This is a genomic window from Croceibacterium sp. TMG7-5b_MA50 (assembly GCF_039830145.1).
In the GTDB taxonomy this organism is placed as follows: domain Bacteria; phylum Pseudomonadota; class Alphaproteobacteria; order Sphingomonadales; family Sphingomonadaceae; genus Croceibacterium.
On sequence record NZ_CP156082.1, the window covers coordinates 1,293,856 to 1,320,110 of the forward strand.

The 26,255-nt window shown below is 65.8% G+C and carries 24 protein-coding genes and 1 tRNA gene; 9 read left to right on the forward strand and 16 right to left on the reverse strand.

Going from position 1 to position 26,255, the window contains the following annotated elements:
* Positions 1-8: 8 nt before the first annotated feature.
* Genes V5740_RS06330 through V5740_RS06365 form a run of 8 tightly spaced genes read right to left on the reverse strand, consistent with a single transcriptional unit; the run spans position 9 to position 10,088 of the window.
* Positions 9-965, reverse strand: a complete 957-nt coding sequence (locus V5740_RS06330) for a fumarylacetoacetate hydrolase family protein (RefSeq protein WP_347304221.1) — start codon at positions 963-965, stop codon at positions 9-11.
* Positions 962-1,741: a cyclase family protein gene (locus V5740_RS06335; RefSeq protein ID WP_347304222.1), complete on the reverse strand. Its 780-nt coding sequence runs from the start codon at positions 1,739-1,741 to the stop codon at positions 962-964. The genes V5740_RS06330 and V5740_RS06335 overlap by 4 nt, the downstream gene beginning before the upstream one ends.
* Positions 1,741-2,913 carry an MFS transporter gene (locus tag V5740_RS06340; RefSeq protein WP_347304223.1) on the reverse strand — a complete coding sequence of 391 codons (1,173 nt, stop codon included), beginning with the start codon at positions 2,911-2,913 and terminating at the stop codon, positions 1,741-1,743. The genes V5740_RS06335 and V5740_RS06340 overlap by 1 nt, the downstream gene beginning before the upstream one ends.
* Entirely contained in the window at positions 2,910-4,067 is a 1,158-nt protein-coding gene (locus tag V5740_RS06345) for an alpha/beta fold hydrolase (protein ID WP_347304224.1), read from the reverse strand. The genes V5740_RS06340 and V5740_RS06345 overlap by 4 nt, the downstream gene beginning before the upstream one ends.
* 3 nt (positions 4,068-4,070) lie before the next feature.
* Positions 4,071-5,624: a nucleoside hydrolase-like domain-containing protein gene (locus V5740_RS06350; protein ID WP_347304225.1), complete on the reverse strand. Its 1,554-nt coding sequence runs from the start codon at positions 5,622-5,624 to the stop codon at positions 4,071-4,073.
* 46 nt (positions 5,625-5,670) lie between these two features.
* Positions 5,671-6,573: a VOC family protein gene (locus V5740_RS06355; protein WP_347304226.1), complete on the reverse strand. Its 903-nt coding sequence runs from the start codon at positions 6,571-6,573 to the stop codon at positions 5,671-5,673.
* Positions 6,574-6,588: 15 nt separating this feature from the next.
* Positions 6,589-7,710: an FAD-dependent oxidoreductase gene (locus V5740_RS06360; protein WP_347304227.1), complete on the reverse strand. Its 1,122-nt coding sequence runs from the start codon at positions 7,708-7,710 to the stop codon at positions 6,589-6,591.
* 23 nt (positions 7,711-7,733) lie between these two features.
* A complete protein-coding gene (locus tag V5740_RS06365; RefSeq protein ID WP_347304228.1) occupies positions 7,734-10,088 on the reverse strand; it encodes a TonB-dependent receptor in 2,355 nt (784 codons plus the stop codon).
* Positions 10,089-10,319: 231 nt separating this feature from the next.
* Here V5740_RS06365 and V5740_RS06370 point away from each other — a divergent pair, with 231 nt between their 5' ends.
* From V5740_RS06370 to V5740_RS06380, 3 genes are all read left to right on the forward strand, one after another.
* Entirely contained in the window at positions 10,320-11,231 is a 912-nt protein-coding gene (locus tag V5740_RS06370) for a LysR family transcriptional regulator (protein WP_347304229.1), read from the forward strand.
* Positions 11,232-11,526: 295 nt separating this feature from the next.
* A complete protein-coding gene (locus V5740_RS06375) occupies positions 11,527-13,836 on the forward strand; it encodes a TonB-dependent receptor (protein ID WP_347304230.1) in 2,310 nt (769 codons plus the stop codon).
* 4 nt (positions 13,837-13,840) lie between these two features.
* Complete coding sequence (locus tag V5740_RS06380) at positions 13,841-14,824, forward strand: MBL fold metallo-hydrolase (RefSeq protein ID WP_347304231.1); 984 nt, start codon at positions 13,841-13,843, stop codon at positions 14,822-14,824.
* A 44-nt stretch (positions 14,825-14,868) separates the two neighbouring features.
* Here V5740_RS06380 and V5740_RS06385 read toward each other — a convergent pair whose 3' ends face one another.
* On the reverse strand, positions 14,869-15,000 hold the full coding sequence (locus V5740_RS06385) for a hypothetical protein (protein ID WP_347304232.1): 132 nt from the start codon (positions 14,998-15,000) through the stop codon (positions 14,869-14,871).
* Positions 15,001-15,307: 307 nt separating this feature from the next.
* On the opposite strand from V5740_RS06385, the gene V5740_RS06390 reads away from it, so the two are divergent.
* The 3 genes from V5740_RS06390 (at position 15,308) to gloB (ending at position 18,277) form a co-directional block, all read left to right on the forward strand.
* Positions 15,308-15,384 (forward strand) — tRNA-Pro (locus V5740_RS06390).
* Between the two features lie 339 nt (positions 15,385-15,723).
* On the forward strand, positions 15,724-17,424 hold the full coding sequence (gene rpsA, locus V5740_RS06395) for a 30S ribosomal protein S1 (RefSeq protein ID WP_347304233.1): 1,701 nt from the start codon (positions 15,724-15,726) through the stop codon (positions 17,422-17,424).
* Positions 17,425-17,515: 91 nt separating this feature from the next.
* Positions 17,516-18,277 carry a hydroxyacylglutathione hydrolase gene (gene gloB / locus V5740_RS06400; protein WP_347304234.1) on the forward strand — a complete coding sequence of 254 codons (762 nt, stop codon included), beginning with the start codon at positions 17,516-17,518 and terminating at the stop codon, positions 18,275-18,277.
* On the opposite strand, the gene V5740_RS06405 is transcribed toward gloB, so the two are convergent.
* The 7 genes from V5740_RS06405 to radC all read right to left on the reverse strand — a co-directional run bounded on the left by V5740_RS06405 (position 18,271) and on the right by radC (position 22,405).
* Positions 18,271-18,882: an NAD(P)H-dependent oxidoreductase gene (locus V5740_RS06405; RefSeq protein WP_347304235.1), complete on the reverse strand. Its 612-nt coding sequence runs from the start codon at positions 18,880-18,882 to the stop codon at positions 18,271-18,273. The genes gloB and V5740_RS06405 overlap by 7 nt on opposite strands.
* Positions 18,883-18,959: 77 nt before the next feature.
* A complete protein-coding gene (locus tag V5740_RS06410; RefSeq protein ID WP_347304236.1) occupies positions 18,960-19,532 on the reverse strand; it encodes a hypothetical protein in 573 nt (190 codons plus the stop codon).
* Entirely contained in the window at positions 19,525-20,019 is a 495-nt protein-coding gene (locus V5740_RS06415) for an ATPase (RefSeq protein WP_347304237.1), read from the reverse strand. Before V5740_RS06415 ends, V5740_RS06410 begins: the two co-directional genes overlap by 8 nt.
* A gap of 88 nt (positions 20,020-20,107) precedes the next feature.
* Positions 20,108-20,332 carry a F0F1 ATP synthase subunit C gene (locus V5740_RS06420; RefSeq protein ID WP_347304238.1) on the reverse strand — a complete coding sequence of 75 codons (225 nt, stop codon included), beginning with the start codon at positions 20,330-20,332 and terminating at the stop codon, positions 20,108-20,110.
* Positions 20,333-20,368: 36 nt separating this feature from the next.
* A complete protein-coding gene (locus V5740_RS06425; RefSeq protein WP_347304239.1) occupies positions 20,369-21,163 on the reverse strand; it encodes a F0F1 ATP synthase subunit A in 795 nt (264 codons plus the stop codon).
* An 80-nt stretch (positions 21,164-21,243) separates the two neighbouring features.
* Positions 21,244-21,561 (reverse strand): AtpZ/AtpI family protein, encoded by a 318-nt coding sequence (locus V5740_RS06430; protein WP_347304240.1) that lies wholly within the window; start codon positions 21,559-21,561, stop codon positions 21,244-21,246.
* Between the two features lie 112 nt (positions 21,562-21,673).
* On the reverse strand, positions 21,674-22,405 hold the full coding sequence (radC, locus tag V5740_RS06435) for a DNA repair protein RadC (RefSeq protein ID WP_347304241.1): 732 nt from the start codon (positions 22,403-22,405) through the stop codon (positions 21,674-21,676).
* Between the two features lie 47 nt (positions 22,406-22,452).
* Between radC and V5740_RS06440 the strand changes: the two genes are divergently transcribed.
* Genes V5740_RS06440 through V5740_RS06450 form a run of 3 tightly spaced genes read left to right on the forward strand, consistent with a single transcriptional unit; the run spans position 22,453 to position 26,254 of the window.
* Positions 22,453-25,656: a YdbH domain-containing protein gene (locus tag V5740_RS06440; RefSeq protein WP_347304242.1), complete on the forward strand. Its 3,204-nt coding sequence runs from the start codon at positions 22,453-22,455 to the stop codon at positions 25,654-25,656.
* The gene (locus tag V5740_RS06445) at positions 25,653-25,868 is read left to right on the forward strand and encodes a YnbE family lipoprotein (RefSeq protein WP_347304243.1); all 216 of its coding nucleotides are present in this window, start codon (positions 25,653-25,655) and stop codon (positions 25,866-25,868) included. Before V5740_RS06440 ends, V5740_RS06445 begins: the two co-directional genes overlap by 4 nt.
* Positions 25,868-26,254: a YdbL family protein gene (locus V5740_RS06450; protein ID WP_347304244.1), complete on the forward strand. Its 387-nt coding sequence runs from the start codon at positions 25,868-25,870 to the stop codon at positions 26,252-26,254. Before V5740_RS06445 ends, V5740_RS06450 begins: the two co-directional genes overlap by 1 nt.
* Position 26,255: the final 1 nt, after the last annotated feature.

Below are 26,255 nucleotides of genomic sequence, written 5' to 3' on the forward strand. Positions count from 1 at the left end.
TATTCGTATCAGCCGATGCCGGATGCGACACGTTGATCCAGTTCGCCGAACGGGCTTGCCCCGCTGCCGGCCCGCATCGCCACACGATCGCCGAAGCTGAGGAACGGGGTGCGAAGGGCGCCATGCTCGATCATTTCGATCGCGCGTCGTTCGCTGATGCAGGTCGATCCCACATCGGCGTGACCGGCATTGGACACCGTGCCGGACCCGATGATCGTGCCAGCTGGCAGGCTGCGGCTGTGCGCGGCGTGGGCGATCAGTTCATGGAAGCCGAACTCCATCGCATCGCCGACCGGACTGCCGAACCACTGCCCGTTGACCTCCACCGTCAGCGGCAGGTGCACGCGGCCATTCCGCCAGGCATCGCCCAGTTGTTCGGGCGTCACCGCGAAGGGTGCGACGCTGCATGCCGGCTTGGCCCGTACCCAGCCGAAGCCGGTCTTCATCTCGACTGGCGCGATGGCGCGAAGGGACCAGTCATTGATCATCACGATCAGGCGAATGTGCGCCAACGCCGCCTCCGCCGTGCAGCCCATCGGCACATCGCCGGTGACGATACCGAACTCGCCCTCGAAATCGATGCCGTCCGCCTCACTCGGCAACGGCACATCGTCGGTCGGCGGGATGAAGCGGTGCGACAGGCCCTGGTACATCAGCGGCCGGTCGGTTTCGATCGGCGGCAGGTTGAACGCCTGCTGCATCAATTCGCCATGGGTGGGGAATGCCGATCCGTCCAGCCACTGCCAGGCGCGCGGCAGCGGGGCGGCGAAGTCCGTCGCGGCGACGCCCTGCCCCGTCTCGGCGGCGATTGCGGCACCGCGCAACGCCGGCAGCGCCGCCTCCCAATCGTCCAGCGCCATCTGCAGGGTCGGCCAGCCGGGCACCTCCGCCACGCGCGCGCCATCGGCGCTGACGGCCACCAGCGTTCCGTCACGCCCCCCGCGCTTCAGCGTCGCCAGCCTCATGCCTCGAAGATCGCGACTGCGCGAGTCCAGCCCGCCGAAGCGCCCTTGATCTTGTGCGGGAAGCAGCTGACTGTGAAGCCGTTGGGTGGCAGCGTGTCCAGATTGTGCAGCTTCTCCAGGTGGCAGTACCCGATGTCGCGTCCAGCCTTGTGCCCTTCCCAGATCAACGCGGTGTCTCCCGTCTCCTTCACCTTCTGCGCGGTGTAGCTGAACGGCGCGTCCCAGCTCCATGCATCGGTGCCGGTCACGCGGACGCCGCGGGTGGTCAGGTACATTGTCGCCTCGTACCCCATGCCGCAGCCGACATTGACGAAGTCGGGCCGGCCCAGCGCCGCGCCCGCAGCGGTGTTGACCAGCACAATATCGAGCGGCTGGAGGTCGTGTCCGATCCGCGCCAATTCCGCCTCCACATCGGCGGCGGTGGCGACGTAGCCATCGGGAAAATGGCGGAAGTCCAGCTTCACGCCCGGGCGGAAGCACCAGTCCAGCGGCACCTCGTCGATGGTGATCGCCCGCGCGCCGCCATCCATCGTCGGGTGGTAATGATATGGCGCATCCAGATGCGTGCCGTTGTGGGTGGTCAGCGTCACACGCTCCGCCGCGGCGAAGCCGGCGCCGTCAGGCGTCTGGTCCTGCGTCACGCCGGGGAAGAAGTGGGCCAGCTCCTCCATGGTTTCAGCATGAGACTGGTAGGTGATCTGGGGCCGCATGAACGGCGGATCGGCGATGGTGTCATTGTCCAGCATGATGGACAGGTCCACAAAACGGCGGGACATCAGACGGTGACCTTTCGGCGGAGAAACAGGGTGGTGATGATCGCGCCGGCCAGGCTGGCCGCCGCATAGAGCAGCAGCACCGCATCCAGCCCGCCGAGCGGGACGGTCAACGCACCGGCGACGATCGGTGCGGCGAACTGACCGAAGAAGAACGCGCCGGTCCACGTCCCCGTGCCGCGGCCGCGCACGGCGGGCGGCAGTAGCCGGACAGTCCAGGTCAGCATGTTGGGCAACAGGATGCCGCAGCCGATGCAGACCAGCACGGCGCAAGCGGCAGCCGGCAGGAAACCGTCCAGCAGGCTGGCGCCGGTATAGCCGATCGCGACCACCGCCAGCCCCAGTGCGAGCAGCTGCGGCCCCGCGGCGCGCTTCAGCCGCGCGAAGATGGCGGTGCCCAGCCCCACGCCCAGATTGGCCGCCGCACCGGCCGCCCCGATCCATCCGGGCGTAACCTCGCCCGACAGTTCCAGCACCGGTCCAAGCTGCACGATGATGGTGTAGAACAGCAGACCGATGCCCAGCGTGATCGCCACCGGGGGCAGCACTCGCCGCCACGGAAAGGCCGTGTCCGCTTCGTAGGCGCCGCGTCGCACCTCTGGCTCGAACAGGATCGCCGCCGCCGCCAACGCGATCGGCAGGGCCAGCAGATACAGGCCGAACGGTCCGCGCGAGCCGAACAGCTCCCCCAAAGCGCCGCCGATCGCGATCAGCGCGATCGCGCTGACGCTGGTAACGGCGACTTGCGTCGCGAACCAGCGTTCGCGCCGCTCACCGTCAAAATAGTCGCCCAGCAGGGTGGTCGCCACCGTCATGATCGATGCCTCCGCCAGACCCAGCGCGATACGCGCCGCGATCATGTGCGACAGGTCAGACAGTAAGATCGGCAGGGTACCGAAGGCGGCATAGGCGATCAGCGCGACCAGCAGCAGCGGCTTGCGCCCGACCCGGTCGGCGATCCACCCCGCCGCAGGGGAGAACAGCGCCACGCACAGCGCCGGCACCGTCATCATCACCGGCACCAGCACGCCGGCGCCCGGCACGCCGGCAAATTCGCGCAGCAGCAATGGCAGTACGGGCACCAGCGAGATGATCGCCATGACCGGCATCACCGAGGCTATCAGCAGGATCGCCCCGTGACGCGTCTGCGCCTGCCGCTGACCGGCCAGGTTCATGCGGTGGCACCGCCCAGCGTTTCGGCGAACCAATCCGAAATCAGGTCACGGCCATAGGCCATGTTGTCTGCCCCAACATGCTCCACCCCGCCCTCGCGCGGCGTGAAGATCACCTTCTCACGGTGCGGCGAGTTCACCAACTGGTCGTAGAGGTCATCGGCATAGGCGACGCTGATCTGGCGATCACTGGCACCATGGGTGACGAGGAACGGCACCTTGATGCGGTCCATATGGCCGTTGAGGTTCATCGCTTCCGACCTGGCGAGGAAATCCTCCTGGTCGGTCGCGCCGAACGCCCAGTGGACATGCGCCCAGTAATGCGGAACGGGGTTCTCGCCCTCCCGCGCCATGCGCTTGTCCTGCACTTCCCGCCAATTATGGTTCGCGCCCCACACCGCCCCACTGGCAAAGCGGGGTTCATAGGCGACGGCACGCGGCGCGAAATGGCCGCCCAAGGAGATACCGGTCATGCCGATCCGCGCGGGATCGACCTCCGGCTGCTGTTCCAGCCAGTCAACCGCCTTGCTGGCCCAGCTTTCGCTGTGCGGATCGACCGCCAGACCCTGCAGGCGCAGCGCCTCCCCGGAACCGGGCTGGTCGACGCACAGGGTGGAAATGCCGCGCCGCGCCAGTTCTGCCGGCAGGCGGGTCCAGTACAGCAATTCCTTGCAGCTATCGAGGCCATTGCAGAACACCACCACCGGCTTGCGGCCTTCACCCGGCGCCCGCGTGAACAGCGCCGACATCGTGCCGTTCGCCAGCGGGATCTCGACCCGCTCCCGGTTCAGCCTACCCAGCTTCGTCGAACGGTCGAATGCGCCGCGCGCCTTGGCATAGGTGTCCTTGCGGCCTGGCGCACCATGGCCCTGCATCCGCTCCGCCGTGAACAGGTACAGCGCGGCTCGCTCCAGCTTGTTGGAGGCGGAGAAGGAACGTCCCTTCGCCTCATCTTCCGCCGCCATTTCCATCAGCTTCCCGCCCATGGCCGCCCACGCCTGCATGAATTGCGGCGTACCCGCATCGGCGCCGTTGGCGGCGGCATCCTTGATGGGCTGGCACATGTCGACGATCTCGCCGATTTGGCCGCCGCTCTCCATCGCGATCGCGACCGACAGGTTCCAGATGTAGTTCGGAAATGGTTCGTACAGTGCCACGGTTCAGGAGCCTTGTTCAGGAAGGTTGCCAGTGACGCGCAGGACGACGCGTTCATAGCGGGTAAGGGCCGGCGTACCGTTGTCGGTCGCCTCCACGATCAGGTGCAGCGTGTCGCCCGGCCGGACGTCGCCGGGCACGAGGAGCGACACGCGCCCTTCCGCCCCGTCCGGCTGCAGTGCCACGGACCCGGCATAGCTGCCGACTTCCCGCCATTGCCGCCAGTGCAGCGTTACGCGATCATCATCGGGATCACGCACGCTTGCGCCCAGCACGACACGTTCGCCAGGCGCGACCTCCATTGTCCGTGGCGTCGCCAGCGCGATATGCGGCGGGTGGTTGGCAGCGCGATAGTCCGCCGTCGTCGCCCAAGCAAAGCGTGCGGCGAAGTCGCGCTGTGCAGCCTCCAGGAATGGGTGGGTTGGCGCTTGCGGGAGTTCGGGCGGCACGCCCGTTGTCGGCTGCGGCTCTGCAGGACCGCGCATGCTGGTGATCTGCGCGGCCGGGTCGGCATAACCACCCCACCCGCCATAGCTGTCGCCGCGATAGCCGCGCAGGCCGTTGTCGATCAGGTTGAGAAAGGTCGGCGTGTCACCTTCACCGATGAACGATCCAGCGGGTTGGACCGGCAGCCAGACATTGTAGCCCGCTTCCCGCAACTGCCCGGTCGATTTCCCCGCAATACCGAAATAATCGAAGATATCGCCTTCCACCATCTGCCGCCCGTCGCCCCAGACGCGGTAAAAGGCACCAAGCGTGCCTTGAGTGGAGATGTTGCGCCGCGTCCAGTCGGCCGAGAAAAAAATTGCATCGGCCGGGCTGGCGAGAAGTGGCGCCAGGTAGCTCAGCTCTACCCCATCCTTGTTCATGCGATAGCGGATCTCGGGCCAGTGCGGCCGGACATAATTGGCGAAGGTGTCATCCTGATCGCCCGAGGGGTGGATCACCGCCTTGCGGATCACCTTGGCCCGTATGCTCGACCATTCCGGGGTGTCGGCGTACCGTTCCTCGATCGACTTCAGCGCGCGCGCGATCGTGCTGCCTCCGCCCCAGGCGTGGAGATAGATCGGCGCTTCCTCGTCATCGACCAGCAGATCCCGGATCAGGTCCGATCCCGGCGTGTCCTGCTCCATCTCGCCATCGAAGGCGACATTGCCCCAGCGAATGCGAGAGCGCAGCACATCTGGTTCGGAATAGCCGGGGTCGTGCCTGACCAGATTGGGAAAGGCGCCCGCATAGGCAGCGACGGCCTCGTCGATGAAGCGTTCGCCCGGTGCCCAGCGCCAGGACAGGCACGGGCACAGGTCGCGGCCAAGGCGGCGGTAGTCGCGCCCGTCCGGGATCGCCTCGCGCTGACCATCGCCCGACCAGTGGAACTGGCTGCTGGCATAGATCAGCCCCTCGGTACGGAAATCCGCACTGTAGAGGAGGTAGCGCACCAGCGAGTTGGAATCGTCCAGCTCTGGATCGGTCGTGATCACGACGCGCGGCTTCTGGCCGGGCGGCGTTTCCAGATAGGTCGGCGACCCGGGCGCGGCCGCGCTCGCGCTGCCGATCACGGCAGCGGCAAGCGCAACTGCAACCCGGCCGACGGTTCGCATCGCCTCAGGCTTCGGCCGGTTGGAACAGCCCCGCATCCGCCTCAGGATGCGGCATGGTCTGTGGGCCGCCAGTACCGATGCCCCACTGGTCCATCACCTTCGGACCCGGCACATGCACCTGCGCCTCGTGCGTCTCGAAATCAACGTCCTCCAGTTCGGAGGTGTATTCGACCGCGAAGCCGCCCGGCGTGGTGAAGTAGCTGAAGGTATTGTTCCCTGCCGTGTGTCGCCCCGGGCCCCAGCGGATGTCGGTGCCCTGCTGCTTCAGACGGCTGATCCCGGCCATCATGTCGTCGACGCTCAGCATGTCATATGCAACGTGGTTCAGGCATGGCGGCCCCGGCAGGAAGGCAACGCGGTGATGCGCCTCGTTGCACCGCAGGAAGGCCATGAAGTCGCCCAGCCAGTCCGATAGGCGGAAGCCCAGCACGTCGATGAAGAAGGCGACCGCCGCCTTGTGGTCGGGCGAATGCATGACGATGTGGCTGATCTTCTGCGGGATGCCTTCCCAACGCGCCATCTGGCGCGCATCGCCGCGGGCCACATCGCTTGACACTTCGAACGTCAGTCCGTCGGGGGAGAAGAAGCGGAAGCCGTAGCCGCCGCCGAACCCGGTCAGCTCGCGCGGTTCGAAGATGATCTTCGCACCGGACTCGCGGACCCTGGCGGCCAGCGCATCGACATCAGCGCGGCTGTCGGTCGCGAGCGCGATGACGTCGATCCGCTTCGTGTCCGCCTGGCGCAGGCGCACGACGAACAGTTCCTCGTGCCCGTGCGTGGCGAAGTAGACCATGCCATCCTGCTCGGCCACTTCGCGCAGGCCCCAGTCATCGCGATAGAAAGCGCGTTCCGCCTCAAGGTCAGGAACGCCGTAGCCGATGTAGCGAATTTCTGTGACGCGGCTCATCTACGTAACTCCGTTTCAGATTGCTTTGGCGACAACTTCGAACATGCCGACGGTTGCTGCGTGATTGTCGACCGGCGGGCCGCGGCCGATCTGCCCGTCGCAGATCGCGCGGGAGGACTGGACGATGTAACGGCAGCGATCAAAGCGGCGCGCGCGGTATGCTTCGAAGGCGGCGGCAAGTTCATCATGCGCCGCCAGCTCCTCCGCCAGCACGATCGCATCCTCGATCGCCATACCGGCGCCCTGCCCCAGATGCGGCGTGGTCGAGTGGACGGCATCGCCCAGCAGCGCGATGCGCCCCTTGTGCCATGGCCCTTCCAGGAAGAAGGTTTCCAGCGGACGATAGACCACGCCGTCATTGTCGGTGATGGCCGCCGCCAGCGCCCGGATCTGCGGCGCCGGCACGCCGGCCAGCTTGTCGCGCATCGCCGCTGCCAGATCGGCCTTGTCGTACCAGCGGTTGTCCGGTTCGGGCGTGGTCACGAACATGTACATCAGCTCGCGCGACATCGGGACCAGGCCGATACCGATCGGGCCGTTGAACACGCACAGTCCCGTCAGGTTGGCAGGACGGGGGAAGTTGTAGCGCCATACGCTCTGCCCGGTGAACTCGGGCGCCGGCGCATCAGGGAACAACTGCTTGCGATGCACTGAGTAGATACCGTCAGCTGCGATCACCGCGTCATACCGGGCGGTGCCCCCGTCAGAGAAGCAGACGTCGACCCCCGAACCATCGTCGAGCAGGTCGCTGGCGGTGATGCCCAGCCGGATATGGGTGCCCGACCCAATCGCCCGGTCGGCCAGTACCTTCTGCAGCGCGCGCCGACCGATGCCGACATTGGCCGGCTTGCCCGGCACCAGTTGCGGGGACGGCACGGTGGCGACCTGCTGCCCCGTTGGGATATAGATCTCCACTTGGTCGAAGCCGCAGCCGGCATCCAGGTACTCGTCCAGCAGGTCGAGCTCAGCCATCGCACGGATGACGTTCGACTGCTGGATGATCCCCACGCCATAGACGCTCCAGTCGGGATCACGCTCGATCAGGTCGACCTCAATGCCCTGCCGGCGCATGGCGATCGCTGCGGTTAGCCCGCCGATCCCGCCGCCGATCACAAGAATTCTGCGGGTCTGCGTCATGTCCCTCACCCCTGCCAATCGGATCAGTAGTTGAGCCGAGCGCGGACACCCACGTACCGGCGCGCATCGCGCGGCACGAACTGGATAAGTCCCAGATTGGTGTTGTTCACGCCCGCATCGGTCGTCGAGCCGGCAGCGGCGCCGATGCTCGTCACATAAGCCTTGTCCAGCAGATTGTTGACAAAGAAGCTTAGACGGAACTGGTCGGACTCGATCCCAACCGAGCCGTTCAGCACCCCATAGCCCTCCTGCAGCGCCCGCGGATTGCCACCGATATCGAAGTTCACGGAGCTTTGATGCGTCCAGTCCGCCTGGAGGAAGCCATCAAAGGGAAGCGCGGGCAGTTCGACCGTGTAAGTGCCCGCAATGGTGTATTTGAACTTCGGCGAGTTGGCGAGCCGTGCCCCGGCAAGATCCTGCGTGCCCGTCGCGGGCGTGGCGCCCACGCAGACGCCCGGTTCGGTCGGCGTGCTTCCCACGACAAAGGGCTGGCCGGGGTAGCAGCCGGCATTTCCGAATTCCCGGATCTTCGCATCGACATAGGAAGCCGACGCATCGATGCGCAACGGCCGGAAGGGACGGACCGAGATATCACCCTCGATCCCCCGACTGCGCAGGCGCGGCGCATTGGCAAGGTTGAAGGTCGGCACACCGCCTACGAAGTTGGCAACCTGCGTCTGGAAGTTGTCGTAGTCCGTCCAGAAGCCTGCCAGGTTCATCTGCACCCAATTATCGAAGAACTGGCCCTTCAGGCCGATCTCGTATGCCTTGGACGTTTCCGGCTTCACCGGGTTGTTGGCGCGTGCGGGGTTGAAGCCGCTGGTCACGTCGAAACCCTGCCCCTTGTAGCCGGTGGCGTAGGAAGCGTAGGCCATGACGTCATCCGTCACATCCTGCCGCAGCGCGATCTTGTACGTCACCTGGTTGTCGCTCGCGCGCCCGGTGCAGGTCGTGCCGCAGCTCGCCGCCGTCGCATTCGCGCGTCGGTCGGTGAACTCCACGTCGATGATCTCGCGGTTGAAGCGGATGCCGCCATCGATGTGCGTCGTCGGCGTCACGTCGAACGTGGCTTGGCCAAATGCGGCGTAACTTTCGGTGCCGGCGCGCGAGTCCCAAAACTGCGCACCTGGACCGAAGGCGAAGCGGCGGAAGGCGCGATCGGTATCGCCGTCCGAATAGTACAGGCCCAGCACATAGCTGAGCGGGCCGGACGTCTGCGACACCAGGCGCAGTTCCTGCGAGAACTGGCGGGCATGGAACTGCGAAGGTTGCGTGACACCGCCCGGATTGTTGCCGATCGACGGCAGGTCCGTCATGTCGACGTCTTCCTGCACGTCCAGCTTCCAATCCTGGTAGCCAGTGACGCTGATCAGGTTCGCGAAACCCAGGTCGAGCGTGATGCGCCCGGTGTACATCTGCTGCCGGCTGTCCGACAGCGAGTCGGCATTCAGGCGGACATTGCGGTTCTCTGGCCCGGGGGTCACGCCCACGATACCGGGCGCGACCAGGTTGCCGGGGAAGAACGGCTGCACGGCGAAGATGCGCAGGTTCGGCGCCACGTAACGGAAGGTGCGCGTGATGTCGTTCTTGTTGCGCGAGTAGCTTGCCGTCAGTGACACGTTCAAACGATCGGTGGGCGTGATGTCGGCGCGCAGGCGAGCGCCATACGCCTCCTCATTGCCCTGCTTGGAATTGTCCGACAGGTTGGTGAGGTAGCCGTCGCGATTGACGTAGAAGCCGTTCGCGCGCACGCCCAGCCAATCGTTGACCGGTCCGCCCATCGCGGTTTCGACGCGGTAGTCCTCTTGCGACCATTGTCCGCCGATCGACACGGTCAGTTCGGAACCGGGCGCCTGTGTGGCGATGTTGACGACACCGGCCGACGCGCCCTTTCCGAACAGCGTGCCCTGCGGGCCGCGCAGCACTTCCAGGCGCGCGATATCGGCCAGGCCGGAGAAGGCCTGCGCCTGCTGCAGCAGCGCGACATCGTCCAAGATCACCGCCACCGCCGGCTCCACACCGGTGCTGAACGCGCTGGTCCCGATCCCGCGGATGTTGATGCTGTTGTTCACCGGGTTCTGACCCTGGGTCAGCGTCAGGCTGGGAACGGCGCGCGTCACTGACGCGACATCGGAAATTCCGCGATTGACCAGCGCCTCTGCCGTCAGCGCGGTTACGGCGACCGGTACGTCGCGCAGGCGCTGCTCGCGCTTCTGGGCTGTCACCACAATTTCGCCCAGGCCGACATCATCCGCCTGCTGCGCATTATCCTGCGTGCCCAGATCGGCTTCGGCCGGCGTGTCGAGATCGCTCGGCGGGACGGGCGGTGCGGGAAGAACCGTGCCGACCTGCGCCATCGCCGGCGTTGACACGACCATTGCTGACGCCAGCAACAAATGAAGGGTGCGCATGTGTTCTCCCAAACAATCGGCCTTGTTGGCTCCGATGGTGAGTTAGCAGCAAGGCAGGCATGCCGAAAATTGTTTGATACAATAGATATCAATCCAATTTGGTGATAATTGTTGTCGTGCGGCGCCTTGCTGACTGTGGGCGCTCCGACCCACGCACCAGCGTTGAGGCTTGGTGGATGAGAGGCAGGCAAAGGATCTATGCGCTTCAAAGGTCTCGACCTGAACCTGCTGCTGCTGCTCAGCGTATTACTGGAGGAGCGCAATGTCTCGCGCACGGCCGAACGGCTTAACCTCAGTCAGCCGGCTGCCAGCGCAGCGCTGGCGCGGCTGCGCGAGTTCTTTGGCGACCCGCTGATGACGGTTGTCGGCAAGCGGATGATACCCACTGCCCTGGCTGAGGATTTGCGGCCGCTGGTCAGGCAATTGTTGCACGATGCCGAACTGCTCGTCGGCACGTCCTCCGGCTTCGATCCCGCTTCCTCTCAGCGCCGCTTCAGGATCGGCGCGTCGGATTACATCGTGGCTGTGCTTGTCTCGCCGCTCTTGCGCGAGATCGAGCAGATCGCTCCCCGGCTGGCGATCGAGGTATTCCCGACAGGCCGTGAGGTCTTCGCCATGCTGGAGCGAGGCGAACTCGACCTTGTCATCGGGCCTGAGCCATACCTATCGCCGCTTGCCCCTTCGGAGCTGCTGTTCGAGGAGGAGCATGTCGCGGTCGGATGGTCAGGCAATTCGAGGATGCAAGAGCCCCTCGACGAGCAGACTTTCTTCGACCTTGGTCACCTGGCCGTGCGTATCGGCTTCGGTCGAGACATGTCGTTCGCCGAATCGCAGATGTTACCCTGGCGTGATCGGCGGCGTGTCGAGGCGACCGCTTCCAACTTCTCGTCAGTTCCATGGATGATTGTCGAGACACAGCGCATCGCAGTTCTGCAAAGGCGGTTTGCGCTCGCATCGTCGCGCTATCTGCCCCTGACCATCCAGCCGCTTCCGATAGCGATGCCCGCTTTGGTGGAGAAGATCCAGTATCACGGAACCCGGAAAACCGATGCCGGGCTCAAATGGCTCATCTCCACGTTACACAAGATCTCGGACTCGACAGCGTTCTAATGGCGCACCCGAACACTTGATCAGGTCACGGCGTTGATCGAGTGGTGTCACGCTGCCGGCCTTCCGCCTGCAATGCGCCCCTAGCGCAATCTGCCCGCGCTGCGCTGGACCGTCGAGTGCGTAGCCAAACGAGGCCGCATCACCTTGTATTGCATGATGATGCGTCATCGGCGCTCGAACCGAGTTAGCCCCATCAATCAGTTTCATTTATGCAAACCGATAAAGATAATGCATTTTACTGATCGCCCCGAGGATGTCATCCGCTGACCCAATAAAAACAAAAGTGGGATGAGGTATGAAGCACCACCTGTTGGTGGCGGGCGCCATTGCGGCCGTCGCCACTGCACCTGCGATTGCGCAGGATACCCAGTCGAGTTCCGACCAGCCGGTTTCGGAGCAACCGACCGAGGGCCTCCAGGAAATCGTGGTCACGGCACAGCGACGCGAGGAGAGCCTGCAACGCGCGGCTATCGCGGTAACGGCCGTAACGGGTGATGCGCTGGTGAATTCCGGCATCACCGAAACCACGAGCCTGGGCAAGCTGGTGCCAGCCCTGGTCGTTCAGCCGACGGGCGGCACGACCAGCTTCTTCCTGCGCGGAGTCGGAACCAATTCGCAAAACTCCTTCTCCGAGAACGCCATCGCCTTCAATTTCAATGGCGTATACGTCAGCCGTCCCACCGCCCCCGCGGGAGCGTTCTACGATCTTGAGCGTGTGGAGGTCGTCAAGGGTCCGCAGGGCACACTGTACGGCCGCAACGCCACGGGTGGAGCCATCAACGTCCTGCCAAAGAGGCCACGACTGGGCGAGTTCTCGGGCGAGGCTTTGTTCGAATATGGCAATTTCGACAGCAAGAAGGCCGTTGCCGCGCTGAACATGCCCTTCGGCGACAATGTCGCCTTGCGTGCTGCGGGGCAAGTCATCGATCGCGACGGCTATATTTCCGATGGTTACGACGACGATCGGGGTGAGGCGTTGCGCGCCTCGCTGCTCTTCGAGCCTTCGAGCCGCTTCTCGGCAACGATCGTGGCGGATTACTACAATCAGCACGGCAAGGGCGCAGGTGCGGTGTTGCTGCCCAACGCCCTGTTCGAGGTTCCGCCACTGGAAGATCGCGTCAGCGTGTCGGACCCGCGCACCGTGGCGGCGATCACGGCCTATGCGGCGACGCTGCCGGCTCCGCCCTTCTGCGTCGGCGGTTTCGTTGCCAGCGGCTGCATCGCCAACGCCGGCAGCGACGGCTTCCTCGACAACAAGTTCTATGGCGTTAGCGCGCAAATCGATAGCGACCTGGGTTTTGCGACGTTGAGCGTCATTACCGCCTGGCGCAAGTCCGATGCGCGCTATCGCACCTATGTGCCCGGCTTCCAGGGCGATGTGACCGACAGTGCCGAGCAATTGTCGGGTGAAGTACGCCTCGCCTCGAACGGCGACAACGTGTTGCGCTATGTTGTGGGCGCGTTCATCTTTTCCGAAGACCAGACGGCCGAGAACTACTTCCGCCAGGGCCGGCTTTCGACGACGCGGTTCGCACCCCGATTGGAAACGGACAGTATCGCTGCCTTCGGACAGCTGACCTACGATCTGGCAGCCTCCTTCCGCATGATCGCGGGGGGCCGATACACGCGAGAGGACAAGAGCCAGCAGACAGCGTCGGTATCTGGCGGCCTTCCGGGCGTTGTCGACCCACCGCTCGGCGCGCCCTTCGAAGGCGATCTCAGCTTCGAGAAGTTCACGTGGAAGGTCGGGGTGGAGTACGATGCCGGCCCGGCATCGCTCGTCTATGCCAATGTGGCGACCGGCTTCAAATCCGGCGGTTTCTTCGTCGCAGCGCCCCCAGCGAACACCTTCGCGCCTGAAACGCTGACCGCCTACACGATCGGTTCGAAAAATCGGTTCTTCGACAACAAGCTGCAGCTGAACTTCGAGGCCTTCTACTGGGACTACAAGGATCAGCAGATCACCTTTGTCGGCGGCATCCGGGCCGGGAACGGCCTGTTCGCCCAGGGATCGCTGACGACGAATGCCGGCTCGTCCAAGATCTACGGTACCGAGGTAGAGGCTCGCTTCGCACCGACTCGCAACGATCTCTTCAGTCTTAACATCCAGTACCTGAAGGGCGAGTATGAGAGCCTGATCACGGCCAACTTCTCGCCGACCGGGTCGCCGGTGCCCACCGGCTGCACGGTATTGGGCAATCGACCGGCAAATCCGGGTGTCAATGCCGCCCGTTTCTACGACGTCGATTGTTCGGGCAAGCCGACGGTCAACTCGCCGGAATGGGCGTTCAACATCGGGTACGAACACACCTTCGAGATCTCCAATGATCTCAATCTAGTGGCGGGCGTTCGGTCCAATATCGAAACCAGCCGGTTCACCAACTCGAACTTTCGGGAAGACGAGAAGCAGGGCAGCTTCATGATGTCGGATGCATTTGTCACCCTGGAAGGACCGGGCAGGCGCTGGAGTGTGACCGGTTTCGTGAACAACATCGAGGACGAAGAGGTAATCGCACGCGCCGGGTCGCGCCCCGTGCTCAACTTCCCGGTCGCCACCCTGCGTCCACCGCGGACATACGGCGTTCGCCTTGGCTACAACTTCTAAGATCATGGATAAATCGATGAAGCCCACATTCCTCGCGATGTCGCTGCTGCTCACGGCCGTGCTTCCAAATGGCGTGTCGGGGCAAGCGCCGACAGCGGAGCCGTCTTTCATCACTCTGGGAACGATGGGTGGTCCCGTCTCGGACGGCCACCGATCCCAGCCGGCGAACGTTCTGCTTCGGGGTCAGCGCGCCTATCTGATCGATGCGGGTGACGGGGCGGTCCAGCAGCTTTCCAAGGCTAATATCGGCCTGCCAACCGTCAAGGCGGTCTTCATCAGCCACCTGCATGTCGACCATACTGGCGGACTGGCGGCTGTACTGGGCCTGCGGAACCAGACCAACGTCCGCGAGGTGCTGACAGTCTATGGCCCTGTCGGAACACAGGAGCTGGTCAACGGCATTGTCGAATCCATGCGCCCGTCCGCGGCGGCTGGCTACGGTATTCCTGGCCAGCCCTGGGCACCGCCGGAGACGACCGTGCGTGTCGTCGAACTGCACGACGGCGGCGACATACAGGTCGACGACATGCGTGTGCGAGCGGTCAAGAACACTCACTACGATTTCGAACCGGGCAGTGCCGAGGACCAGGCTTTCCAGTCGCTTTCCCTGAGGTTCGACACGCCCGACCGATCGATCACCTACACTGGTGACACCGGACCGAGTCCGGCTGTTGAAAGGCTTGCTGCCGGATCGGATATCCTGGTCAGCGAGATGATCGACCTCGACGCAACGCTGGCCAACGTTGCGCGAAACTCTCCGAACATGCCCGAAGTGGTGAAGCGGGGCATGGTGCAGCACCTTTCCACGCATCACCTAACGCCATCGGAAGTCGGGGCGATGGCCGGCCGGGCGAACGTCAAGTCAGTGGTTGTCACGCACTTCGCCGGCGGCACCAGCGATGCGGAGCGATTGAAGACCTATCAAGGCGAGATCGGCGACCTTTATCAGGGTCCGGTGACCATCGCCAACGACCTCGATCGCTTCTAACGGTCTGCGCTCTCTTCAACCAATACGTAATGAAGAGTGGCGAACTACTCTTTGCGGAAGGTGGTATCAATGGCCTCACGTTTGCCATCGCGCTTCGGCAGCGCTGTGAGGTTCAGCGCCACTTCCTCCCCGAAGCCGAACGCCGCATCACCACTGCGGGTGAAATCGCGTTCCACGAGGCGACCGGCACTGTTGACCAGTATGTGAAGTCGGCCAAACCGCTAAGTCACTCGGCCCAATATGGCTGTCCGGTCGGCATTGCTGGTCAAGTCAGCGCGGATCGCCAGGACTGTCGTGCGCCGTGCCATACCCTTCCACCACCCTGCGGACGGTCGCCCTCCCCATCTGCGATGGGGAGGATCAAGGTACCCCGGCTAAAAAGCAGTGTCCGCTCTCCAGCCATCTGCGCCACCCGCATCGCGCCCACTCACACCGGGTTGCCACACCTGAAACCCGCGCCTATAGGCCCGCTTCCACTGGTCTCGGGACGTAGCGCAGCCTGGTAGCGCATCACACTGGGGGTGTGGGGGTCGGAGGTTCGAATCCTCTCGTCCCGACCAGTGGCAATCCCCCCTACAAACACCCTTGTTACGCTTGCCTTGCCCGCGCGCATCGCCTATGTGCCCGCGCGTCCGACGGGGTAATGCTGCCCGGTCCGGCGAAGCGGGGCCGCGGCAGACGGCCTGTTCAGGTCAATCCGGTCGCCCGCCGCGGAAAGAGCCAGCCGGCTTCCCGCACCGGGCATCGCTTTACCCGACCCCGCCCGCCTGATCGCCAGCCGCCATCATCCCTGACGATGTCCCGCCGGCATCCGGCCGTCGGGACGTATCGGCCATCCAAGACCGGCGGAGACAACCGCCTGGCCGGAAAAAACGTAAACGACAGGATACCACTCCTTTATGGCATCTACCGCCACCCCCAGCCGCGACGATTTCGCGGCAATGCTTGATGAACAGCTCGGCGGCGCCGACGGCGGCTTCGAAGGCCGCGTCGTCCACGGCACCGTCACCGCGATCGAGAACGGCATGGCCGTCATCGACGTCGGCCTGAAGAGCGAAGGCCGCATTTCCCTGCGTGAATTCATGCGTGGCGAGGACGACCACGGCCTGACCGTCGGTTCCGAGGTCGAGGTCTATGTCGACCGCGTCGAGAACGCCGATGGCGAAGCCATGCTCAGCCGCGACCGCGCCCGCCGTGAGGCCGCGTGGGACAAGCTGGAAAGCGAGTTCGGCGAAGGCAAGCGCGTCGAGGGCCGCATCTTCGGCCGCGTCAAGGGCGGTTTCACCGTCGACCTGGACGGCGCCGTGGCGTTCCTGCCCGGTTCGCAGGTCGACATCCGCCCGGTGCGCGATGTCACCCCGCTGATGGACGTGCCGCAGCCGTTCCAGATCCTGAAGATGGATCGCCGCCGCGGCAACATCGTCGTGTCGCGCCGCGCCGTGCTGGAAGAAACCCGTGCGGAACAGCGCAGCGAACTGATCGACCGTCTGGCCGAGGGTCAGGTGATCGAGGGCGTGGTGAAGAACATCACCGATTACGGCGCCTTCGTGGACCTGGGCGGCATCGACGGCCTGCTGCATGTCACCGACATGAGCTACAAGCGCGTCAATCACCCGAGCGAGGTGATCAACATCGGTGACACCGTCACCGTGCAGATCATCCGCATCAATGCCGACACGCAGCGCATCAGCCTCGGCATGAAGCAGCTGGAAAGCGATCCGTGGGAAGGCGTCGCCGCCAAGTACCCGGTTGGCCTGAAGACCACCGGCACGGTCACCAACATCACCGAATACGGCGCCTTCGTGGAGCTGGAAGCCGGGATCGAGGGCTTGGTCCACGTCAGCGAGATGAGCTGGACCAAGAAGAACGTGCACCCTGGCAAGATCGTCTCCACCTCCCAGGAAGTGGACGTCATGGTGCTGGAGGTCGACAGCGACAAGCGCCGGATCAGCCTGGGCCTGAAGCAGGCGCAGCGCAATCCGTGGGACGAGTTCTTCGATGCGCACCCGGTCGGCTCGATCGTGGAAGGCGAAGTCAAGAACGCGACCGAGTTCGGCCTGTTCATCGGCCTGCCGGGCGACGTGGACGGCATGGTCCACATGTCCGACATCGCCTGGGGCATCTCGGGCGAGGACGCGCTGGCGCTGCACCGCAAGGGCGAGACGGTCCAGGCCGTGGTGCTGGACGTCGATGTCGAGAAGGAGCGCATCAGCCTCGGCATGAAGCAGCTCGAGAAGGGCGCGCCGGCGGCCGGCGGCACCGCTTCGGGTGGCAGCCTGCGCCGCAACGAGGTCGTCACCGTCACCGTGCTGGAAGTGCGCGACGGCGGGCTTGAGGTCCAGGCGGGCGAGGATGGGGCCACCGGCTTCATCAAGCGTTCGGACCTTGGCCGCGATCGCGACGAGCAGCGCCCGGACCGCTTCCAGGTCGGTCAGAAGCTGGATGCCATGGTGATCGGCTTCGACCGGTCGAAGAAGCCCAACTTCTCCGTCAAGGCGCGCCAGATCGCCGAAGAGAAGCAGGCGGTCGAGCAGTACGGTTCGTCCGATTCGGGCGCGTCGCTGGGCGACATCCTGGGCGAGGCGCTGAAGCGCCAGTAAGCCTGTCGGCATAGCTGAACCGGAAGGCCCGTCCGCTCTACCCGAGCGGGCGGGCCTTTCCGTTTGGGGCGCATGTGCCTAGCTGTCGGGCATGACCCTACAACTCCACACCTTCCCCGCCCTCTCCGACAATTACGGCTTCCTGCTGCACGATCCGGCGAGCGGCGAAACCGCCTGTGTCGACACGCCCGACGGCGCGGAGTGCCTGACACAAGCGGAGGCGCGCGGCTGGCGCATCACGCAGGTGTGGAACACGCATTGGCATGCCGATCACACGCAGGGAAACGCGGCGGTGAAGGCCGCAACCGGCTGCACGATCGTGGCCCCGGCCGCGGAGGCGGCGAAGATCCACGGCGTGGATCGCGCGGTGGAGCCCGGCGACACGGTGATGCTGGGCGGCTGGCACGCGGAGGTGTTCGCCGCGGGCGGGCACACGCTGGGTCACATCGCGTACCACCTGCCTGCCGCCGGTATTGCCTTCGTCGGCGACTGCCTGTTCGCGCTTGGCTGCGGGCGCATGTTCGAGGGGACGCCGGACCAGTTCTGGGCCAGCCTGCAACGGATCGCCGCCCTACCCCCGCAGACCATCATCTGCGGCGCGCACGAATACAGCGCCGCGAACGCTCGCTTCGCGCTCCATGCCGATCCAAATAATGCGGCCCTGCAGACCTATGCGGACGAGATCACCGGCAAGCGAGACCGCGGGGAGCCGACCATACCCTTCCCGCTTGACCGGGAGCTAGCGACCAACCCGTTCCTGCGGGCGGGCGATCCAGCGATGCAGGCGCGGTGGGGCGGCGGCGATCCGGTGACGACCTTCGCTGCCCTGCGCGCCGCCAAGGACCACTACTGACCGGGGTAAGGCTTTGCCTTGAGCAGGCTGGCAAGATGCGCGGCATTGCCGGCGACCATGGAAGCGGTCTTGCTCACTTTGTCGGGCACCGTGTCCAAGTCCTTGAAGTTGGTCGAGCCCATCGCCTCCCCCACCCAGTAGCAGGCGGCGACCGCCGGGATCGTCCAGCCGGTGTCGTTGAGCGACTGGAACAATTGTGCGCTGCTCCAATGCGCGCCGTCCTCGTTGCCGACGATCGCCGCGACCGCAACCTTGCCATAGCTGGGCATGCGGCCCGCATCGTCGGTCTCGTCCAGGAAGGCATCCATCCGCTCCAGCACGCGCTTGGCGATCGAGCCGATCTGGCCCATCCAGATGGGACCGCCGAAGATCAGGATGTCATGCGCCAGGATTCTCACCCGCAGGGCCGGCCAGTCGTCGCCCTCCCCTTCGTCTGACGTGACGCCTGGCTTCACATTGTAGTCGGCGATGCGCAGCACCTCCGCCACTTCAACATCGTGCTGCTTGAAGGCGTCGGCGAGCACGCCGATCATCCGGTCGGTGCTGCTGTCCTCCCCGCTGCTCGGCTTCAGGGTGCAGTTGATGGCGATGGCACTGACAGACATGCAAAAACTCCCGCGCTGATTGTGTCAGCACGGGAGCGTCTGGTTGCGGTGAACGGTTCCGAAAGAACCGGTTGGGATCAGAGAGCGGCGATCGCCTCGTCCACCAGCCGGCGGTCGGCCCCGGCATCGTGGCGCTGCGCAATCAGGTCGCGGCTGGCCTGCGTCGCCGCACGGGCGGCATGGCTGCGAAGTTCTTCCACGGCGGCGCGTTCGGCGGCGGCGATCTTGTCCGTGGCCATCTGCTCGCGTCTTGCGATCAGTGCGGTGGTGTCATCCTCCGCCTGGCTCACGATGGCGTCGGCTTCGCGCCGCGCATTGGCCAGCATGTTGGCCGCGTCCTGCTCCGCGCCGGCGATGCGGCGGGCATATTCGTCGCGCAGGGTCTCGGCCTCGGCACGCAGCTTCTTCGCCTCGTCCAGCTGAGTGCGGATCGCGGCGATGCGGCCGTCCAGCCCGCCGGCAATCTTGCGGTGCACCTTGGCGCCGAAGAACGCCACCAGCAGCAGGATCAGCATGGCGATCGACACCCACTGGAACGGCGCTAGGCCGAGCAGAGCGGGTTCGACATGAACGGTATGACCGTCGGCCGTGGTCGCATGCAGCGCCGGATCGGCCTCGCTCGTGGCGAAGACGTGGGGGGCGTTAGCCATGGACCAGAACCTTCCTGACGGCATCATGCGCCGCGCCGCCATCGACATCGATGCCGGCCACGCGCGCGACGATGTCCCGCGTCGCCTCGCTCGCCACCTGCTCGATCTCGGCCGCCGCGGCGGACCGGGCGGTTTCGATCCGCTGTTCGGCCTCGTTCAGGCGAGCGTCGAGCGTGGCCCTTACGCCCGCGAGCCGCTGCTCGGCAGCGCGCTTGGCACCGTCACGGGCTTCGTTGACCAGCGCCTGTGCCGCCTCGCGATTGGCGGTTTCCCGCGTGCGCCAGGCCTCTTCCCGCGCATCCGCCTCGTCACGCGCGCCCTGCGCGGCGGCGAGGTCGTCGGCGATGCGGGCATCGCGCGTGGTCATGGTGTCCATGACCCGGGGCACCATGCCGCGGCCGATGATGAAGAATGCCAGGGCGAAGATCACCAGCAGCCAGAAGATCTGGCTGGAATAGGTGCCTGCGAGCTGTTCGATCTGGGGCATGGGTCGCCTAGCCGGTGTGAACTGTCATCGGGTCAGCCGCCACCCGGCGCCGTTGCTGGCACCGGGTGGGCGACGGACATTCACGTGCTTACTGGAAGATCAGCAGCGCGGCGATGACGAAGGCGAGCAGGCCCAGCAGCTCCGCACCGGCGAAGCCGATGAACAGGCGGCCCTGCTGCGCGTCGGCGGCGCCGGGGTTGCGCAGCGCGCCTTCGAGGAACTTGGCGAACACGTTGCCCACGCCGATGGAGGCGAGACCAGCACCGATCGCGGCGAAACCTGCACCGAGCAGCTTGGCGGCTTCAGGATCCATGATTAACTCCTTTGAAGAAACAGATGATTGAACAGGTCAGTGAAGGTTTTCAGCGTCGTTGATATACAGCGACGTCAGAAGGGCGAAGACATAGGCCTGAATGCCGGCCACCAGGATCTCCAGCGCGCAGATGCCGACCATCAGCGCCAGGCTGGGCAGCCCGATGAAGATGCCATAGCCAATGCCGGCATTGCCGCCGCTGATGACGAAGGACGACAGCACTTCCAGCAGCACGTGCCCGGCCATCATGGCCACGAACAGTCGCAGACCCAGGCTGAACGGCCGCACCATGAAGGAGATCAGTTCGATCGGCGCGATGATCGGCGCCATCCACCATGGCGTGCCGTGCGGCAGGAACAGGCTGAAGAAGTGCAGGCCGTGCTTGGCGAAGCCGACGATCAGCACGATGGAGAAGCTCATCACCGCCAGCACGCCGGTCACGGTGAAGTGGCTGGTGAAGGTGAATGGATGCACACCCACGATGCCCAGCGGCATCAGGCCCAGCATGTTGGCGAACAGGATGAACATGAACAGCGTGAAGATGTAGGGCACGTATTTGCGCCCGGCCGGGCCGATATTGGCTGCCAGCATGTCGTCGATGAAGCCGGTGAAGCTTTCGACCGCCATCTGCCAGCGCCCCGGCACCAACGACCGCTTCATCCCGCCCAGCATGAACAGCCACAGCACAACGGCGCTGATGGCCATCCACAGCGCACTGTTCGTGAAGGCGATGTTGTAGCCTGCGAGCTGCCAGTCAGCAGAGCCGAACAGCGGCTCGATCGTGAACTGGTGCATCGGATCGACCTTGGCCGGTTCGGCTGCCACGCTCATGTCCCCGTTTGATGACGCCGGAAAAAGCACGGCGTCGCTTAGTCAGTCGGCGCCTTTTCCAAACCCTGCCCCTGCAGGGTTCAGTCCGGGCGCCGGCTCGAAATCCGGATGATGTTCCTGAAGGCCACCACTATCCCCAGGGACAGCATGACCAACAGACCCCAGGGCTTGGTCCCGGCGAAGTGGTCGATCACCCAGCCAATCACCGCACCACCCAGGATCCCGCCCAGCAGTTCCGCCAGCACCCGGTTGCCCAGCTTGTAGGAAGCGTCGGCGCCGGTACCGCGCGGACGGTTGCGCTGCTCTTCGCGCTCCTGCGCGGCCTTCAGCCGTGCACCGAGCGCGTCGATCCTCGCATCCCCCTCGACAGGTTCCCGTGCGGACTGGTCATCGTTCATGTCCGGTTCCCTTCCATTGGGGCACGGGCATGACAGACGGCCTGCCCGCCAGGGGCGCCGACCCCTTAGGCGGGCTTCAATCCCGCGTCAACCGCGCCACAGGTGCGATACCTTACCTTGCGAGCAATCCTCGCGCGCGCAATGAGACATGCTGCCCCCGTCCAACGATTACATGGTCATGCAGGGTGATGCCCATGGCGTGCGCCACGTCGGCGATTTGGTGCGTCAGCTCGATATCGGCGCGGCTTGGCTCCGGATTGCCGCTGGGGTGGTTGTGCACCAGGATCAGCGCCGCAGCCCCGATATTGGCGCCCTTCAGCACCACTTCCCGCGCATAGACGGCCGCACCGTCCACCGTGCCGTTGCCGAAATTGTGATCGTCGATCAGGCCGTTGCGCGAATCCAGGTACAGCACGCGCACCCGCTCCGTCGTCAGGTGCGCCATGTCGATGGACAGATAGTCGATCAGCGCCTGCCAGTTGGCCAGCACCGGGCGGGCGCGCGCCTGCCCCTGCGCCATGCGCCGCGCCGCCACCGCCGCGATGCGCAGCGCGCCGATCGCGCCCTCCCCCATGCCCTTGACCTGCCGCAACAGGATCGGGTCTGCGTCCAGCACGCCGGCCAGGCTGCCAAACCGGCGCAGCAGGTCCTTCGCCAGCGGCTTGGTATCGCCGCGCGGATTGGCGCCGAACAACAGGAACTCGACGATCTCGTAATCGGCCAGCGCGTCCGGTCCGCCGGTCAGCAGCCGTTGCCGCAGGCGCGCGCGATGGCCCGCCGCGCCGTCAGCCGCACGCACCGGCGCCGCGGGTGGCTCATCAAGGGGCAGAAGCGGCGCGGCCATCGGATCGTGCATTGCCTTTGGCATGGCTTGCTTGCAAGTGGACCGCAATGGCCGACGACGCCGCACCCTCGCCTGCTGCCTCCGAGCCAACGCCTGCGGCGCCACCGGCGCGTCGCGTCGGCTGCTGGGCCGCCATCGGCATGCTGGTGCTGCTGGTGGCGGGCCTGCTGGTGGTGTGGCTGAACCGCGAACGGATCGCTGGCGACATCATCACCGACCTGCTGAACGACAATCGCATCCAGGCGACCTACGATATCGAGCGGATCGGCCCGACCGAGCAAATCCTCACGAACGTGGTCATCGGCGATCCGGCCCGCCCCGACATGACGGTGGAGCGGATCGTCGCGCGTATCGGTCCGCGCATCGGCACTCCGGTGCTGGAGTCCGTTCGTCTCGTGCGACCGCGCCTTTATGGCAGCTACCGCGACGGCCGGCTCAGCTTCGGCACGTTGGACCGGCTGCTGTTCGAAGGGCACAGCGCTGAGCCGTTCACCCTGCCCGACCTCGACGTGGCGCTGGAGGATGGCGGCGCATTGCTGGTGGGAGATGATGGGCGCATCGGCTTCAGCCTGTCGGGCAGCGGCTGGCTGCGCGACGGCTGGCGCGGGGAACTGGCGGCGATCGCCCCCCGCTGGCAGCAGGAAGGCTGTACCGCGGCGAACGCCGAACTGTACGGCCGACTGGAGATCCGCAACGCCCGCCCCTCTCTCGTCGGGCCGCTGCGCATGGATCGCCTCGCCTGCCCCGCAGCCGGTATTGCGCTGGCGAACGTGACCGCCCCCGTACAATTGCTGGCGGAGCAGGCGCTGGATGGCGTCAGCGGCCGCGCCCGCTTGCAGACCGGGGCCGCCAACCTGCCGCAGGTGACACTCGCCGGCACCCGGTCCGACCTGCGCTTCACCTGGGCGCGGCGTGCGCTGACGGCGGCCTTCGACCTGTCGGGGGAGCGGCTGCGCGCCGACGGCGTCCAGGTCGCGGCGCTGACGCTGGAAGGTGCGCTGCGCACCCGCGACGGGCTTGCCCGCATGGAGCTGGAGGCGGACGCCACCGCCACCGGGATCGCCTCCGGCCCGGCGATCGACCGCACGCTTGGCGGAGTGCAGGCGAACACCCGCGGCACGCTATTGTATCCGCTGCTCGGCCGGTTACGGGCGGTGCTGGCGCGGGAGGCGCGTGGCAGTTCCCTCTCGGCACAGCTGATCGCCCGCCGCACCCCGCAGGAAGGGGAATCGGCGAACCTGTCGCTGCTGGTTCCCTCCGCCCGGCTACGCGGCGGCAGCGGCGATACGCTGCTGCGGGTATCGCGCGCGCAACTGGCGACAGGCGGCGGCCGGCCGCTGCGCTGGTCGGGCAATCTGCTGACCGGCGGCGACCTGCCGCGCATCACCGGACGGCTGGAGCAGGCACCCGGCGGCCGGTTGGAACTGGTGGCCAGCATGGCGCCCTACCGCTTCGGTGGTTCAAGCCTGGCGGTGCCGCGCCTGCGGCTGGCGCAGGGCCGGGGCGGCATGCTCAGCTTCACCGGCGCGCTCGCGGCCAGCGGGCCACTGCCCGGCGGCAGCGCGCGCAACCTGCTGCTGCCGCTGGACGGGGATTGGTCGCGCACCGCCGGGCTCAGCCTGTGGCGCGGCTGCACGCCCGTCCGCTTCGACCGGCTGGCCTATGCCAATCTCTCGCTCGATCGTCGCCAACTGACCCTGTGCCCGCCGCGCGGTCGGGCCATCCTGCGCCTGCCGCCCGGCGGCGCGCTGCAACTGGCGGCGGGGGCCCCGGAACTGCAATTGAGCGGCCGACTGGGCGAGACGCCGATCACGCTGGCCACCGGCCCGGTCGGCTTCGCCTGGCCCGGCACGCTTACCGCCCGCGCGGTTAACGTGGCGCTCGGCCCGGCGGAGACTGCGACCCGCTTCGTACTGACCGACCTGACCGCGCAACTGGGGCAGGAGATTGCCGGCACCTTCGTGGGCACGGATGTGCTTCTCAATGCGGTCCCGCTCGACATCCGTGATGCGGCGGGCCGCTGGACCTATGCCGGCGGACGCCTGCAATTGAGCGAGGCGGCCTTCCGGCTGGAGGATCGCGCGCCGGTCGACCGGTTCAACCCGCTGGTGGCGCGCGATGCCGGCCTGACCCTGCAGGACAACCGCATAACTGCCGATGCGCTGCTACGCGAACCTGCCAGTGACCGGGCGGTGACCCGCGTCGCCATCGCGCACGATCTGACATTCGGCAGCGGGCGGGCTGACCTGGCGGTGGACGGCATCACCTTCGACAAGGAGCTGCAGCCGGTGGCGCTGACCCCGCTGGCGCTGGGCGTGGTGGCCGACGTGGCGGGGACGGTCACGGGCGCCGGACGGATCGACTGGAACGCCTCTGGCGTCAGCAGCAGCGGCACCTTTACCACCGACGATCTCGACCTTGCCGCCGCCTTTGGCCCGGTGACGGGCGCATCGGGCACCATCGCCTTCTCCGACCTCCTCGGCCTCACCACCGCGCCGGATCAGGTGCTGCGCGTCGCCAGCGTGAATCCCGGTATCGAGGTGACGGACGGCGTCGTGCGCTATCAGCTCCGCAACGGCGAGACACTGGAGGTGCTGGGCGGGCGCTGGCCGTTCTTCGGCGGCACGCTGGTGATGCAGCCCACCGCCATCACCTTCGGCAAGCCGGAGGTGCGGCGCTACACGTTCGAGATCACCGGCCTCGATGCCGGCCGCTTTGTCACCAATTTCGGCCTGTCGAACCTGTCGGCCACCGGCACGTTCGACGGCACCCTGCCGATCGTCTTCGACGCGGACGGCAATGGTCGCGTGGATAGCGGCCTGCTGATGTCGAACGCGCCCGGCGGCAACGTCTCCTACATCGGCGAACTGACCTACGAGGACCTGTCCCCGATCGCGAACTTCGCGTTCGATTCGCTGCGCTCGCTCAATTACGAGCAGATGAGCATCCAGCTCGATGGCAGCCTGACCGGGGAGATCATCACGCGCGTCAGCTTCGACGGGATCAGCCAGGGCGAAGGCACCAGCAGCAATTTCGTTACCCGCAAGCTTGCCAGCCTGCCGCTGCGGTTCGTTGTGAATGTCCGCGCGCCCTTCCTGGCGCTGATCGGCTCGGTCCGCTCGCTCTACGATCCCACCGCCATCCGCGACCCGCGCACGCTGGGCCTGCTCGGCCCGGCTACTCGGCCGGTCGATGACACTGCACGGCCCGGCGCGGATATTCAGCCTTCTGAAAGTGAGCCCATGCCATGACGCTGCTTGAATTGACCTGCCGGCATCCGCATCTTGCCTACCGGATCTGGCCGGTCCCGCTGTCCGCGATGCTGCTTGCCGGCTGCATCACGGTCAACGCGCCGGAGGAGCCGATCGTGATCGAGCTGAATATCAACATCAAACAGGAAGTGATCTATCGCCTTGCCGAAGATGCCGGCAGCGCGATCGAACAGAACCAAGAGATCTTCTGATGACCACCATCCGTTCCCTTGCAATTGCCCTTCCCGCGCTGGTGGCGCTCGCATTCGCGGCCCCCGCAGCGGCGCAGCGCGATCCCGCGTACGAAGCTGCGCGCGCCGCGGGCACCGTGGGTGAGCGGACGGACGGCTACCTCGCGGTGATCGGCGGCGGCGATGCCGCGCTGCGCAAGATGGTGGACGACATCAACATCCGGCGTCGCGCGATCTTCGCCCGCCGCGCGCAGGCCGAAGGCGCCACGATGGAGGAATACAGCTTCACCGCCGGCTGCCTGACCATCGCCCGCACCCAGCCGGGCGAGAAGTATCAGGCGCCGGACGGCAGCTGGCAGACCCGCGGCAATGGCGCGCCGGTCCGCGACAGCCGCTGCCCGGGCTGAA

Excerpts from the sequence above, each read along its gene's own strand:
- V5740_RS06330 (WP_347304221.1), bottom strand. The coding sequence starts at position 965 with ATGAGGCTGGCGACGCTGAAGCGCGGGGGGCGTGACGGAACGCTGGTG.
- V5740_RS06335 (WP_347304222.1), bottom strand. The coding sequence starts at position 1,741 with ATGTCCCGCCGTTTTGTGGACCTGTCCATCATGCTGGACAATGACACC.
- V5740_RS06340 (WP_347304223.1), bottom strand. The coding sequence starts at position 2,913 with ATGAACCTGGCCGGTCAGCGGCAGGCGCAGACGCGTCACGGGGCGATC.
- V5740_RS06355 (WP_347304226.1), bottom strand. The coding sequence starts at position 6,573 with ATGAGCCGCGTCACAGAAATTCGCTACATCGGCTACGGCGTTCCTGAC.
- V5740_RS06360 (WP_347304227.1), bottom strand. The coding sequence starts at position 7,710 with ATGACGCAGACCCGCAGAATTCTTGTGATCGGCGGCGGGATCGGCGGG.
- V5740_RS06365 (WP_347304228.1), bottom strand. The coding sequence starts at position 10,088 with ATGGTCGTGTCAACGCCGGCGATGGCGCAGGTCGGCACGGTTCTTCCC.
- V5740_RS06370 (WP_347304229.1), top strand. The coding sequence starts at position 10,320 with ATGCGCTTCAAAGGTCTCGACCTGAACCTGCTGCTGCTGCTCAGCGTA.
- V5740_RS06375 (WP_347304230.1), top strand. The coding sequence starts at position 11,527 with ATGAAGCACCACCTGTTGGTGGCGGGCGCCATTGCGGCCGTCGCCACT.
- V5740_RS06380 (WP_347304231.1), top strand. The coding sequence starts at position 13,841 with ATGGATAAATCGATGAAGCCCACATTCCTCGCGATGTCGCTGCTGCTC.
- rpsA (WP_347304233.1), top strand. The coding sequence starts at position 15,724 with ATGGCATCTACCGCCACCCCCAGCCGCGACGATTTCGCGGCAATGCTT.
- gloB (WP_347304234.1), top strand. The coding sequence starts at position 17,516 with ATGACCCTACAACTCCACACCTTCCCCGCCCTCTCCGACAATTACGGC.
- V5740_RS06405 (WP_347304235.1), bottom strand. The coding sequence starts at position 18,882 with ATGTCTGTCAGTGCCATCGCCATCAACTGCACCCTGAAGCCGAGCAGC.
- V5740_RS06410 (WP_347304236.1), bottom strand. The coding sequence starts at position 19,532 with ATGGCTAACGCCCCCCACGTCTTCGCCACGAGCGAGGCCGATCCGGCG.
- V5740_RS06415 (WP_347304237.1), bottom strand. The coding sequence starts at position 20,019 with ATGCCCCAGATCGAACAGCTCGCAGGCACCTATTCCAGCCAGATCTTC.
- V5740_RS06420 (WP_347304238.1), bottom strand. The coding sequence starts at position 20,332 with ATGGATCCTGAAGCCGCCAAGCTGCTCGGTGCAGGTTTCGCCGCGATC.
- V5740_RS06425 (WP_347304239.1), bottom strand. The coding sequence starts at position 21,163 with ATGAGCGTGGCAGCCGAACCGGCCAAGGTCGATCCGATGCACCAGTTC.
- V5740_RS06430 (WP_347304240.1), bottom strand. The coding sequence starts at position 21,561 with ATGAACGATGACCAGTCCGCACGGGAACCTGTCGAGGGGGATGCGAGG.
- radC (WP_347304241.1), bottom strand. The coding sequence starts at position 22,405 with ATGGCCGCGCCGCTTCTGCCCCTTGATGAGCCACCCGCGGCGCCGGTG.
- V5740_RS06440 (WP_347304242.1), top strand. The coding sequence starts at position 22,453 with ATGGCCGACGACGCCGCACCCTCGCCTGCTGCCTCCGAGCCAACGCCT.
- V5740_RS06445 (WP_347304243.1), top strand. The coding sequence starts at position 25,653 with ATGACGCTGCTTGAATTGACCTGCCGGCATCCGCATCTTGCCTACCGG.
- V5740_RS06450 (WP_347304244.1), top strand. The coding sequence starts at position 25,868 with ATGACCACCATCCGTTCCCTTGCAATTGCCCTTCCCGCGCTGGTGGCG.